We start from the raw sequence: 12,595 nt of genomic DNA on the forward strand, positions 1-12,595 counted from the left end.
CGGGGTTCAACCCAGCAGGGTGCGCAGCGGGACGCCGGCCAGCGCCTTGACGTCCCGCGCGAAGTGGGCCTGGTCGGCGTAGCCGGTGACGGCCGCGACCCTGGCGGCCGGGACGCCCCGTCGGGCCAGGTCCAGCGCGCGGTCCAGGCGCAGCACCCGGGCCAGCGTCTTGGGCCCGTAGCCGAACGCGGCGAGCGAGCGGCGGTGCAGTTGACGCTCGCTCAGGTTGACCCCGGCCGCGACCGTGGCGACGTCCGCGCCGGCCCGCAGTTCGCCGACCACGGTGCCTGCGAACCGTGCCGTGTCGGCGTCGTGCTCGCGCAGCCGCTCGGCGGCCACGTGTTCCAGGACGGCGGCCGGGTCGGCGGCGGCGGAGATTCGCTCGGCCAACTCCCGTGCGTCGCGCTCGCCCCACACATCGGCCAGCGGGACCCGCCGGTCGCGCAGCGCGTCGGCGGGCGTCCCGAACAGCGCGGGCCCGAACCCGGGGGCGCAGCGCACCGCCGCGTGGCGCGCGCCCGGGCTGTCCTGGACCAGGTGCGCGGCGGTGTCGGGTCCGGCCACGATCAACTCGTCGCCGGACCAGATCAGGTCCATGCACCCGTCCGGCAGCACGCGACCGGATCCGGCCGTCTCGACCGTGCGGGTCCACACGATCAGCGGTGCCAGCCGGGAACGACGTTCGACATACACGTCCCCAGTATCCCCGGGTCGGGTGGCGGTACCGTTGGGGTGTCAGCGTGCACGTCCGAACCGGGCAGGGGCTCATGGGCAACGAAGAGCAGCGTGGACATCCGTCGGTGGAGGAGACTCCCGACAAGGCCGCCGATCGCACCGCCGAGGCGGCTCGCGCCGAGCGCTGGGGCAAGCTGCCCGAGCGGGTGGCACCGGCCGATCAGGTCGAGGAACTCCCGGCCGATCCGCCCAACGACCCCGAGTTCGGCCGCGACGCGAACAACGACTGGTTGCTGCGCTCCGCGCCCTGACCCTGCGGCACCGCCGCATCGTGCGCCGGGTGCCGGGGGTGCAGCAGCACCACCGTGCCCGGCCACTCGGCCGAGGCGATCCGCCGCCAACCCTGGCGCGCGTAGAAGCGCAGGGCCGGTTCCGCCTGCGTGGAGGTGAGCAACCAGGAGCGGCCGTCGACGGCGTCGGCGGTCACCGCTTCCAGCAGCGCGGCGGCGGCTCCGGTGCCCCGGGCCGCGCCGGAGACCGCGAGTTCGTCCACCTCCAGCGCGCCGCAGAGCCACGCCCGGGTCCGCTCCGGACCCAGCGTCTCGGCGACCCGGTCGTACGAGCGGCCGGTGGGCATCGGTGTCGTGGTGGTCCACGCGGTACAGAACCCGAGCACGGCGCCGGTGGATTCGGCCACCGCGACGACGCCGACGAAGCCGGGCCGGCCGGCGTCCGCCGCCAGCCGCCGCAGGTACTCGTCGGCCTGCTCCGGCCCCTCGTCCCACGGCGGTTCGGCGAAGGCCTCGGCGTAGACGGCGCGGATGCCCTCCGCGTACCGGGTGAGCTCGGCGGCGGTGAATCGGCGGATCTCCGGGGTCATCCGGCCGCTCGCGCGGGTGTCGCCACGGGGTGCAGGCACGCGTACTCCAGGGGTGCGGACGGGTCGATCGACACGTCGAGCGGGGCCGGCGCGACGCCGGCGCGGATCAGCAGGTCGCCGACGGCGGCGATCATCGCGCCGTTGTCGGTGCACAGGCGCGGCGGCGGCACCCGCAGCGTGATGCCCGCGGCGGCGCAGCGCTCGGCCGCGAGCGAGCGCACCCGGGAGTTGGCCGCGACGCCGCCGACCACGACGAGGGTGCGCACGTCGTGTGCGACACAGGCCGCGACGGCCTTTCGGGTCAGCACGTCGGCCACCGCCTCCTGGAGCGCGGCGGCGCCGTCGGCGACCGGCAACTCGGCGCCTGCGGCGCGCGAGCGCTCGGCCCAGCGGGCGGCGGCGGACTTGAGACCGGAGAAGGAGAACGCGTACGGGTCGTCACGCGGTCCGGTGAGCCCGCGCGGGAAGGCGACGGCGCGCGGGTCGCCGTCGCGCGCGGCGGCATCGATCGCCGGCCCGCCCGGGTAGGGCAGGCCGAACACCCGGGCCACCTTGTCGAAGCACTCCCCCGCCGCGTCGTCGAGCGTGTCGCCGAGGTGGGTGATCGGGTCGCGGGCGAGGTCGCGCACGAGCAGCAGCGAGGTGTGGCCGCCGGAGACGATCAGCACGACACACGGGTCGGGCAGCGCGCCGTGTTCGAGGGTGTCGGCGGCGACGTGTCCGGCCAGGTGGTGCACGCCGTACAGGGGCACGTCCAGCGCGAGTGCGAAGCCCTTCGCGGCGGCCACGCCGACCTGGAGCGCGGTGGCCAGACCGGGGCCGGTGGTCACCGCGACCGCGCCGATGTCGCGCCGGCGCAGCCCGGCCGCGTCCAGCGCGGCGCGCACCGTCGGGGTGACCGCGTGCACGTGCGCGCGGGCCGCGATCTCCGGTACGACGCCGCCGAATCGGGCGTGTTCGGCCATGCTGGTGGCCACCGCGTGGCCGAGCAGCCGGCCGTCCCGGACCAGGCCGACTCCGGTCTCGTCGCAGGACGATTCGATGCCGAGGACGATGGGTGAGGCACTCATGGCACGAGCTTAGTTGCCATTACCGAGTACTTGCACACCACTTGCAATAGCTGCGGCGATCCGGGCCCGCGCGGCGCGGGCGCGCTCGACGAGCGCCTCGTCCAGGCGTATCCGGTCCCGGTCGTCGTCGAGGAGCGGCGGGCGCTCGGGCGAGTCGACGATCGTGTCCAGGGCGGGCAGCAGCGGGGCCGCCGCCGCGCCCATCTCGTCCAGCAGGCGGTACACGGACGAGGCGTACACGTCGGCGTCCAGCAATCGCGGCAGCGACGCGAGCAGGACCGGCAGCGCGGCGGCGCCGGCATGCCGCCACAGCGGTTCCAGGACGCGGGCGTAGGTCCGGTCGGGGTCCGCCGCCATCGACCACAGCGCGGCCGAATGGCGCGGGCTCAGGCCGCCGTTGTCGACCAGCCACTCCAAGAGCACCACGGCCTGGCGCGGTCGCCGGATCACCGATTCGAGCGCGTCGAGGCGGGCCTCCGCGAGCCGGCGATCGCCGGTGATCCGGATCAGCGCGAGGGCGGCGTGTTGTGCGAGCGTCTCGGGCGCCTCGGCGACCAGGCGCGCGAGCAGCGGTACGGCCTCGCCCGCGGCCGGGCCGAACTCGCCCAGCACCTGCGCGATCCGCGCGCGCGGCCACGTGTGCGCCTCGACGCTCGCCACGTCGGACAGCGTCGCGATCAACGCGGGCACCACCGCCGCGTCGGCCGGCGCGTCGGGGTTCAGCGCGGCCACGGCCGCCGGCAGCAGGCACCCCCGCTCGCGGAGCGAACGTACACAGGAGGCGGCGTCGTGCCTGGCCAGTCGGTCGAGTCCGGCGGCCGGCAGGAGCGCCGACGGGTCGTCGGCGAAGCCGGCCGCGGCCCGCGTCAACCCCGGGTGCGTCGCGTCCGTCGCCGCCGTGAACAGTGCCGCGCGAACCGCCGGGAGTGCCCGGCGATCACCCTCGCGCGCGAGGGCCACGACGGCCGGCCAGCCCGCGATCGGGTCGGCCGTCAGTCGCGCCAGGCGGTCGGCGGCGCCCCGGGTGGCCTGTGTGGAGCCGCCGATCGTGTGCAGCGCGGCCGCCCGTACGTCCGGGTCCTCGTGGTCGAGCGCGTGGCCGAGGGCCGGCAACAAACGGACCGGGCCGGCCCGCCACTTCCCGATCGCCTCGCGGCCGAACCCGATCCCCACCCGCGCCGTCGCCGGGTCCGGGGAACGCATCAGCAGGTCGGCCCACAGGTACCAGTCGATCTCGGCACGTCCGCCGCGCTCGAACGCGGAGGCCAACAGCTCGGCCGCGCTCCACGTGACCGGCGAACCCGGACCGGACAGGCGCTCGGCCGAGCCCAGTGCGCCCCGGATCACCCGCTCCCAGTTCCCCCGCCGCTCCGGCGCGCACAGCGCGAGCGCCGCGAAGCCCGCCCGCAACCGCACGGCCGGATCCGGGTGTTCGCGCAGGTGCCCGGCCAGATCCAGTCGCGCGGCCTCGGTGCCGGGGGCCCAACGGCCGAGCGCGGCCTCGACGAGTGCCAGGCCGGCCACCGGGTCGGCGGGTGGTTCGTGGGCCATGTGCAGTGCCCGGTCGAGATCGGCCTGCGCGAGCAGCCAGGCCGCCGCGCGGCGTACCCGTTCGTCGGGGTCGATCAGCAGGTTCGCGGCGATGTCGGCGGCGGCCGGCCATCGCTGGACCGCATGGCTCACGGTGGTCAACAGCGTCATCACGCGCCGCCGGACGGCCGGATCCGGATCGGCGCTTCGCGCGAACATCTCGCGGGCCGTCGGGCCGTCGCGATCGGCCAGAATCGCCTGGTACGTCGCGTCGCCGTAGCCGGCGAAGAGCGGATCGTGCACCGTCGGGCTCAAAGGCGCCGCGGTCGTCTCGGTCGGGTCGGTCGGGTCGATCGGCTCGGGCGCCGACGTCGGGGCGTTCACGCGCGGGGGCGGTCGCCGCCCTCTCGGTTCGGGTTCGTCATGGCGGCGATGGTGCTGGATGGACACCGTCCCGCGCAACCCGTTTGTGCGCCGCCGCATCGGTCCGCGCGACAGCGGGCGGTTCCGCGACCGGTGCCGAATCGCTCCGAAATCCTTGACAACACGTGTCAGGGACCCCTTCGTACGTTGGTGCCATGAACTACGACAGCATCGTGATCACCGGCGCCCGGGAGCACAACCTCAAGGGGGTGTCGCTGCGCATCCCCAAGAACCGGATCGTGGTGTTCACCGGAGTCTCCGGATCGGGCAAGTCGTCGATCGTGTTCGACACCATCGCGGTCGAGTCGCAGCGGCAACTCGCCGAGACGTTCACGGCGTTCATCCGCAACCGGCTGCCCAAGCACGAGCGCCCCGAGGCGGACTCGATCGAGCACCTGTCGACGGCGATCATCGTCGACCAGCGCCCGATCGGCGGCAACTCGCGGTCCACGGTGGGCACGATGACCGACATCCACCCGCTGCTGCGCGTGTTGTTCTCGCGGCACGGCACCCCGTCGGCCGGACCCTCCAACCACTACTCGTTCAACGACCCGAACGGCATGTGTCCGACCTGCGAGGGCCTCGGGCACACCGTCCGGCTGAACCTGGACGCGCTGATCGACCCGAGCCGCACGATCGGCGACGGCGCGATCCGGCACCCGGGGTTCGCGGTCGGCGGCTGGCAGTGGCAGCTGTACGCGAACCACGACCTCTACCCCACCGACGTCCCGATCCGCGAGTTCACCGACGAGCAGTGGCGGCTGTTCCTGTACGGCACCGGCGCCAAGGTGGAGATCGTCAACAACAACGGCCGGCACCACATCGACTACGAGGGGTTGGTCGACCGGTTCAACCGGCTCTACCTCAAGCGGGACACCTCGGCGCTGGCGGAGAAGAGCCGCGAGACGATCGCCCGGTTCGTCACCGACGGAGCGTGTCCGGACTGCGCGGGGGCCCGGCTCAACGAGGCGGCGCGCACATCGCTGATCGAGGGCCGCTCGTTGTCGGACTACGCGGCGATGGAGATCGCCGACCTGGTCGAGGTGCTCACCGGACTGGCCGATCCGGTCGCGCGGCGGGTCGCGCGACCGGCGGCGGTCGCGTTGGAGCGGATCGTCGCGATCGGGCTCGGCTACCTGCACCTGGACCGGCCCACCTCGACGGTGTCCGGCGGCGAGGGGCAGCGGCTGAAGATGGTGCGCTACCTCGGTTCGAGCCTGACCGGGATGACGTACATCTTCGACGAACCGAGTGTGGGACTGCATCCGCGCGACGTGGTCCGACTCAACGACCTGCTCACCCGGCTGCGGGACAAGGGCAACACCGTGCTGGTGGTCGAACACGACCCGGACGTGATCGCGATCGCGGACCACGTCGTCGACGTCGGCCCGGGAGCGGGCATCCACGGCGGCACCGTCACGTTCGAGGGCAGCTTCGCCGAACTGTGCGCCGCGAACTCGCCGACCGGGCGCGCGCTGCGCCGGCTCAGCCCGCTCAAGCCGAGCTTTCGCCGGCCCACCGGCGCGCTGGAGATTCGCGGCGCGAACCTGCACAACCTGCGGAACGTGGACGTGGACATCCCCACCGGCGTGCTCACCGTGGTCACCGGCGTCGCGGGCTCGGGCAAGAGCACGCTGATCTCGGACGTGCTGGTCGCCGCGCACCCGCAGGCGGTGGTGGTCGACCAGTCGGGCGTGGGCATCTCCTCACGCTCGACGCCGGCGACCTACGTCGGCGTGCTGGACACCGTGCGCAAGCTGTTCGCGAAGGCCAACGACGTGGACCCGGGGATGTTCACGTTCAACTCGCTCGGTGCGTGTCCCGAGTGCCAGGGGCGCGGCGTGATCCGGACCGACATGGCGTTCATGGACCCGGTCACCACGCGCTGCGAGGCGTGCGAGGGGCGGCGGTTCCGCGACGAGGTCCTGGCGTACCGGCTGCGCGGCAAGTCGATCGTGGAGGTGTTGGCGCTGACCGCCGAGGAGGCGGTGGACTACTTCACCGAGAAGGCGCTGCGCACTCGGGTGCGGTCGCTGGTCTCGGTCGGGCTGGGCTACCTGACCCTGGGGCAACCGCTGAGTTCGCTGTCCGGCGGCGAGTTGCAGCGGCTCAAGCTGGCGAGCGAACTGCACAAGGCCGGCAGCGTGTACATCCTCGACGAGCCGACCACGGGCCTGCACATGTCCGATGTGGAGACACTGATCCGACTGCTGGACCGGCTCGTGGACGCGGGCAACACCGTCGTGGTGGTCGAGCACAACCTGGACGTGGTCAAGCGCGCCGACCACGTCCTCGACCTTGGTCCGGGCGGCGGCAAGCACGGCGGCACGGTGGTGTTCGAGGGCACGCCGGCGGAATTGGTCAAGGCCGAGGACTCGGCGACCGCGGAATTCCTGCGAGCCGCGTTGGCGACGGCGGAGCGGGCCCGGGCGAGCTGACACTTCGGACGAACCCGGCTGCGGGCCGGGCGGCGCGGCCCCGAGCCGGAGGAACCCGACTCCGGGCCCGGGATACCCGACCCCGGGCCCGCCGTCGAGCCGGAAAAGGGCGGCCGGCAGGGTGGTGGGCCGCTCGTCGACCCGGTCGGTCGATCGGCACCGTCCGACCTTCGCCGGGGAGATGACCGTGGGTACCGCCGCCGCCGAGACGTTGTCCGTCGTGCTGCTGGCCGCGGTGCTCGCGTTCGCCGTGGCCCGGCCGCGCGGATGGCCCGAGGCGGTCGCCGCGGTGCCGGCGGCGGTCCTGGTGGTGGCCGCCGGGGCGGTGTCCTTCGACGCGGCCCGGGAGCAGGTGCGCACGTTGTCGCCGGTGGTCGCGTTCCTGGCCGCCGTGCTGGTGCTGGCCAAGCTGTGCGCGGACGAGGGCCTGTTCGTCGCGGCCGGGAACGCGGTGGCCCGGTTGTGTCGGCGCCGGCCGGGTCGGCTGTTGTCCGGGGTGTTCGTGGTCGCCGCCGTGGTGACCGCCGTGCTGAGCCTGGACGCGACCGTCGTACTGCTGACGCCGGTGGTGTTCGCCACGGCGGCGCGGGTCGGTGCCCGCGCCCGCCCGCACGCGTACGCGTGTGCGCATCTGGCCAACTCCGCCTCGCTGTTGCTGCCGGTGTCGAATCTGACCAACCTGCTCGCGTTCACCGTCAGCGGCCTGTCCTTCGGGCGCTTCGCGCTGCTGATGGCGCTGCCGTGGCTGGTGGCGATCGTGGTCGAGTACGTGGTGTTCCGCCGCTTCTTCCGCACCGACCTGGCCGCGCCGCTCACCCCGCCGACGGCGACGCCGACCACCGGGGTGCCGATCTTCGTGCTGGTCGTCCTGGCCTGCACGCTGGCCGGGTTCGCGGTCACCTCGCTCGCCGGACTCGAACCGGTGTGGGCCGCGCTCGGCGGTGTGCTGGTGCTCGGCGTGCGCGCGCTGCGCCGCCGGCACACCACGGTGCGCGGCCTGCTCGGCGCGGCCGATCCGCTGTTCTGCCTGTTCGTGCTCGCGCTGGGGGTCGTGGTCACCGCCGTGGTCGACAACGGGCTCGGCGACGCGCTCGCCCACGTGTTGCCGGCCGGGTCCTCGTGGCCGGCCCTGCTCGCGATCGCCGCCGTCGCGGCCGGTCTGGCGAACCTGATCAACAACCTGCCGGCCGTACTCGCGCTGCTGCCGCTCACTGCGAGCACCGGCGCGGGTCCGGGGCCCGTGCTCGCCGTGCTGATCGGGGTGAACCTCGGCCCGAACCTGACCTACGTCGGGTCGCTGGCGACGCTGTTGTGGCGGCGGGTGTTGCGCGAGCACGACACGGACGCCGACCTGGCGGCCTTCACTCGGCTGGGGCTGCTGACCGTGCCGCTGGGGCTGGTCGCGTCGACGACCGCGTTGTGGCTGGTGTTGTGAGCGTCGGCGTCGCCGGTCTCGCCGGTGTCGTGAGCCGTGGCAACGCGTGGGAGTGGGGCGCCGCCGGCCGCGTCGGCGCGACGCGATAGGGATGTCGGCATGGCACCTACGACGGTTGATCCTCGTGATCAGTGGCTCTCCCCGGCATTGTCGGGGCTGGTCACCGGTCTGGGGATGTGGAGTTGGAATGTGTTGGCGGGCGTCGAGCGGGTCGGCGGCTATCTCGCCGGCACGTGGGATCCGCCGGCCGAGGAGGACGGCCCGGGGATCATCGGCGACGGGTCCTGGCCGCCGCTGATCGGCCGGATCGGCGCGATCGCGCTGCGCGCCGCGGCCCCGACCACCTCGGCGCAGCAGCGCGAGGCCCTGCTGGGGTTCCTGGAGAACTGGGCGGGCACGCCGCTGGCCGACCCGACGACCCGGATACGCGTGGGTTCCGCGCGCGCCGACGCCAAGGCCGTGCGCGACGGGCGAGGGGCCACGATCGCCACGACGTGGCCGCGTGACGGCCGTTGCGGCGTGCTCCAGGTGCGGGCCGGGGACGCCGATCCGCCCGTGTTCGGCGAGCCGACCGACTGGGTCGAGGTCGCCCACGGCTGGGGCGACGCGCGGCAACTGCGCCGCCTGGTCGCGCTGGTGCGCGAACGCGGGCCGATCGCCTGGGATCCGGCGGCGGCGCGACTGCTCGCCGAGGAGACGGGCGTGTCCCGGGCGGCGGCGGTGCTGCTGCTGACCGGCGATGCCGGCGGGATCCGCACGCTGCCGCCGCTGAATCCCGACCAGCGCCGCCTGCTCGGGCTGAGCACGGCCGAAGCCGACGCCGGTTACGACGAGTTGGGCCGGCTGACCGAACTCGAGCGGCTGGAGCTGTTCGCGCGCGTGTTGCCCGAGGATCCGGCCGATCTGTGGGAGGACGCCGCCCCGGGTGCGCTCGCGGCCGGGATCGCCGCCGCGTGGCGGGAGCGGTTCGGGCGGGCGCGGCCGGTGCCGGAGGAGACCCTCGCCGTGCTCGCCGAGCTCGGTCGCGTCACCCTGCACACCCCGGCCGCGCACGTGTGCGCCGCCTTCCTGGCCCCCGAGACACACCCGCTGACCAGCCGGAACCACGACTCGTGGCTGGTGGAGGGCACCCATGGGACGTACAGCACCAGCGAAGGGCAGGGCGAGCGCTGGTTCGCGGAGTTCCTGATGGCGCTCGATGTCGCGCTGCCGACCGTCTACGCCGAGTTGCCCGCCGGGGATCCGGTCCGCGCCGGGCTGCCCGCCGTGGTGGCCGCCGTGCGCGCCCGGCTCGATCATCCGGGACTGCTGCTGAACGCCGGCTACACCGCGCGCTCCAACGAGGGCGCCGACCGCCTGCGGGCGCTGTTCGGCGATCGCCCGCATGCCGGACCGCTCCCGCTGACGTCGGCGAACTTCGACGACGGCCTGACCATCGCCACCCTCGCCACACCCACCGAACGCGCCCCCGATCCGTTCGTACGGCTGTACTTCCGGCCCGCGCTCTACGGTGACGACGAGCGTTCGAACCTGCTGCGGCGGGTCGCCTCCGGTGGCGCACCGGTGCGCGACGCCGTCGACATGCTGCGCGGGGACTGGTGCGCGCGGGTGGTGGATCGGGTGGCCGGCGACGCGCTGCCGGTCGGCGGGTACGAGGGCAATCCGGCGCTGAGCGCGCCGGAGACGGTCGCACGGGTCGAGAAGGCACTCGGCGTGGACGCCGACGCCGCCGCGCTGTACCTGCAACTGCTCGCGATCGCGCGCCCGAGCGATCGACGGGTCCGGCTGTGGAACGGCTGGAACGCCGCCCGCCACCGGCAGGCCGCGGCGGCGTTGGTGACGGCCGGCGTGGTGGTCGCGGACAAGCGGGCGCGCGCCGGTCGTGGGGTCTTCCTGCCGGGCGACTGGGCCGAGGCCCGCAAGCCGCTGTGGCCGATCGAGGTGTGGAAGGCGAATCTGCTGGGTGTGCACTTGATCGGCAAACGGGTGTGGGAGGACCAGGTCTGGCGCCTGACCCTGCCCGAACTGTTCGCCCACGCCTGGGATCTGGTCGAGCGTGGCGAGGGGCCCGCCTGATCGCGGTCCGTGGATGGCGCGTCCGGCCGCTCGCGGGTTCGCGAGCGGCCGGACGCCGACCCGGTGCCGGGACGGGGCAGCCCTACCGCCCGAGTCCGCGATAGCGCCGTACCGACAACGGCGCGAAGATCGCGATGAGCACCAGCGGCCAGACGAAGGCCATCAGGACCGCGTGGTCGGCGATCCAGGAGCCGCCGGCCCAGCCGGGGTTCCCGAACAACTCGCGGCCGGCGCCCGCGCTCGCGGACAGCGGATTCCACTCGGCGATCGTGCCCAGCCAGCCGGGCATCGTCTGCGGCGCCACGAACACGTTGGACAAGAAGCCCAGCGGCCAGACCAGGATCTGCAGGGCCGCGACCGACTCCGGCCCCTTCGCGCGCAGCGCCAGGTAGATGCCCATCCACAACACCGCCAGCCGCAGCGCCAGCAGCAGCGCGACGGCGAGCGCCGCCCGTCCCGGTCCCTCGTGCCAGCGCCAGCCCACTGCGAGCCCGCAGCCGATCAGCACGAGCAGTCCGACGGCGGCGTGCAGCATGTCGGCGAGCACCCGACCGCCGACCACCGCCGAGCGGGACATCGGCATCGACCGGAATCGGTCGGTCACCCCGCGCGAGGCGTCGCCGGCGACCGCCGTGAAGGTGGACTCGATGCCGAAGACCATCGTCATCGCGAACATCCCCGGCATCAGGAACTCGCGGTAGTCGCCGCCACCCGGCACGTCCATTCCGCCGCCGAACAGGTAGCCGAACATCAGCACCATCAGCACCGGGAACAGCAACCCGACCAGTACCGGCGCGGGTTGGCGGGCCCAGTGCGCGAACGCGCGCCGGGTCAGCGTCCAGGTGTCCAGCACGGCCCAGCGCAGTGCGGTACTCATCCGGCCACCTCCGCCTTGTCGCCCGTGCCGGGTTTGCCCGCCGCGCGCGGCGGTCCGCCCGCGCGGTCGTCCGGTTTCTCGTCCCGACGCACTCCGGTGATGGTCAGGAAGACCTCGTCCAGCGTGGGTCGGCGCAGCGCGATGTCCTCGGCCTCGATGCCCGCGTCGTGCAGCGCCCGCACCGTGCCGGTCAGCGCGGCCACCCGGTCGGAGACCGCGATGCCCACCCGCCGCTGGTCGTGGTGGATCTCCGGATTGCCGGCGCCCACGTCGGTCAGGATCGCGGCCGCCGCGCCCAGGTCGAGCGGGTCGCGGACCACCACGTCGATCCGGTCGCCGCCGAGCCGGGACTTGAGCTCGGTGGGTGTGCCCCGGGCGATCACCCGGCCGTGGTCGACCACCGAGATCGCGTCCGCGAGCATGTCCGCCTCCTCCAGGTACTGCGTGGTCAGCAGCACGCTGGTGCCGCCCGCCACCAGTTCGCGCACCGCGTCCCACACCTCGGTGCGCCCGCGCGGGTCGAGCCCGGTGGTCGGCTCGTCCAGGAACAGCACGTCGGGCGCCAGGATCAGCGACGCGGCCAGGTCCAGCCGGCGCCGCATGCCGCCCGAGTACGTGGTCACCGCCCGCGTGGCGACGTCGGTCAGCGCGAACCGCTCCAGCAGCTCGCCGGCCCGGATCCGGGCCTTGCGGGCACCCAGGTGGTGCAGCCGGCCGAACATCTCCAGGTTCTGCCGCCCGCCGAGCATCTCGTCCAGTGCGACGTGCTGCCCGAGCAGCCCGATCCGGGCCCGTACCCTCGCCGCGTCCCGCGTCACGTCGAGCCCGGCCACCTCGGCCCGCCCGCCGTCCGACGCCAGCAGTGTGGTCAGGATCCGCACCGCCGTGGTCTTGCCCGCCCCGTTGGGTCCGAGCAGCCCGTGCACCGTCCCGACCGGCACCTCCAGATCGAACCCGTCCAACGCCCGCTCGGCGCCGTAGGTCTTGGTCACACCCTCGGCGGAGATCGCCAGTGGCATGTACACCCCTTCTTGTTCGGCTTGTCGCGCTCTCGGGTCATGCCCTCGAAAGCCAACTCTGTACAACGTACGAAGTTGCTCCGTACGCCGTACCGTACGACATACGGAGTTGTCGCGCAAGCGTGCTCCCGATCGAATCCACGGCACTTGTCGATCAATTCCGGATGACGTA

10 protein-coding genes are annotated in these 12,595 nt (G+C 73.6%); 4 read left to right on the forward strand and 6 right to left on the reverse strand.

The features are described from left to right. Positions 1-6: 6 nt before the first annotated feature. Complete coding sequence (locus ACIBSV_RS28960; RefSeq protein WP_395868078.1) at positions 7-693, reverse strand: helix-turn-helix domain-containing protein; 687 nt, start codon at positions 691-693, stop codon at positions 7-9. Positions 694-740: 47 nt separating this feature from the next. Between ACIBSV_RS28960 and ACIBSV_RS28965 the strand changes: the two genes are divergently transcribed. Next, complete coding sequence (locus tag ACIBSV_RS28965) at positions 741-986, forward strand: hypothetical protein (RefSeq protein ID WP_395868080.1); 246 nt, start codon at positions 741-743, stop codon at positions 984-986. Here ACIBSV_RS28965 and ACIBSV_RS28970 read toward each other — a convergent pair. The 3 genes from ACIBSV_RS28970 to ACIBSV_RS28980 are packed head-to-tail and all read right to left on the reverse strand — an operon-like array spanning position 896 to position 4,539. After that, a complete protein-coding gene (locus ACIBSV_RS28970; protein ID WP_395868082.1) occupies positions 896-1,594 on the reverse strand; it encodes a GNAT family N-acetyltransferase in 699 nt (232 codons plus the stop codon). The genes ACIBSV_RS28965 and ACIBSV_RS28970 overlap by 91 nt on opposite strands. Continuing rightward, entirely contained in the window at positions 1,552-2,625 is a 1,074-nt protein-coding gene (gene tsaD, locus ACIBSV_RS28975) for a tRNA (adenosine(37)-N6)-threonylcarbamoyltransferase complex transferase subunit TsaD (RefSeq protein ID WP_395868084.1), read from the reverse strand. Before tsaD ends, ACIBSV_RS28970 begins: the two co-directional genes overlap by 43 nt. 9 nt (positions 2,626-2,634) lie before the next feature. Continuing rightward, positions 2,635-4,539 (reverse strand): hypothetical protein, encoded by a 1,905-nt coding sequence (locus tag ACIBSV_RS28980; protein WP_395868086.1) that lies wholly within the window; start codon positions 4,537-4,539, stop codon positions 2,635-2,637. 194 nt (positions 4,540-4,733) lie between these two features. On the opposite strand from ACIBSV_RS28980, the gene ACIBSV_RS28985 reads away from it, so the two are divergent. The 3 genes from ACIBSV_RS28985 to ACIBSV_RS28995 all read left to right on the forward strand — a co-directional run bounded on the left by ACIBSV_RS28985 (position 4,734) and on the right by ACIBSV_RS28995 (position 10,527). Further along, a complete protein-coding gene (locus ACIBSV_RS28985; protein WP_395868088.1) occupies positions 4,734-7,016 on the forward strand; it encodes an ATP-binding cassette domain-containing protein in 2,283 nt (760 codons plus the stop codon). A gap of 181 nt (positions 7,017-7,197) precedes the next feature. Beyond that, positions 7,198-8,451, forward strand: coding sequence for an SLC13 family permease (locus tag ACIBSV_RS28990; protein ID WP_395868090.1), 1,254 nt, complete (start codon positions 7,198-7,200; stop codon positions 8,449-8,451). 99 nt (positions 8,452-8,550) lie between these two features. Next, complete coding sequence (locus ACIBSV_RS28995) at positions 8,551-10,527, forward strand: hypothetical protein (RefSeq protein ID WP_395868092.1); 1,977 nt, start codon at positions 8,551-8,553, stop codon at positions 10,525-10,527. An 82-nt stretch (positions 10,528-10,609) separates the two neighbouring features. Here the strand turns inward: ACIBSV_RS28995 and ACIBSV_RS29000 are convergent, their stop codons facing one another. Then, positions 10,610-11,404, reverse strand: coding sequence for an ABC transporter permease (locus ACIBSV_RS29000; protein WP_395868094.1), 795 nt, complete (start codon positions 11,402-11,404; stop codon positions 10,610-10,612). Continuing rightward, the gene (locus ACIBSV_RS29005) at positions 11,401-12,423 is read right to left on the reverse strand and encodes an ATP-binding cassette domain-containing protein (protein WP_395868096.1); all 1,023 of its coding nucleotides are present in this window, start codon (positions 12,421-12,423) and stop codon (positions 11,401-11,403) included. Before ACIBSV_RS29005 ends, ACIBSV_RS29000 begins: the two co-directional genes overlap by 4 nt. Positions 12,424-12,595: the final 172 nt, after the last annotated feature.

Origin of the sequence: Embleya sp. NPDC050154 (assembly GCF_044460165.1) — a bacterium.
Classification (GTDB): Bacteria; Actinomycetota; Actinomycetes; order Streptomycetales; family Streptomycetaceae; genus Embleya.

Coding starts and splice junctions, on each gene's coding strand:
- ACIBSV_RS28990 (WP_395868090.1), top strand. CDS start 7,198: ATGACCGTGGGTACCGCCGCCGCCGAGACGTTGTCCGTCGTGCTGCTG.
- ACIBSV_RS29005 (WP_395868096.1), bottom strand. CDS start 12,423: ATGCCACTGGCGATCTCCGCCGAGGGTGTGACCAAGACCTACGGCGCC.
- ACIBSV_RS28995 (WP_395868092.1), top strand. CDS start 8,551: ATGGCACCTACGACGGTTGATCCTCGTGATCAGTGGCTCTCCCCGGCA.
- tsaD (WP_395868084.1), bottom strand. CDS start 2,625: ATGAGTGCCTCACCCATCGTCCTCGGCATCGAATCGTCCTGCGACGAG.
- ACIBSV_RS28985 (WP_395868088.1), top strand. CDS start 4,734: ATGAACTACGACAGCATCGTGATCACCGGCGCCCGGGAGCACAACCTC.
- ACIBSV_RS29000 (WP_395868094.1), bottom strand. CDS start 11,404: ATGAGTACCGCACTGCGCTGGGCCGTGCTGGACACCTGGACGCTGACC.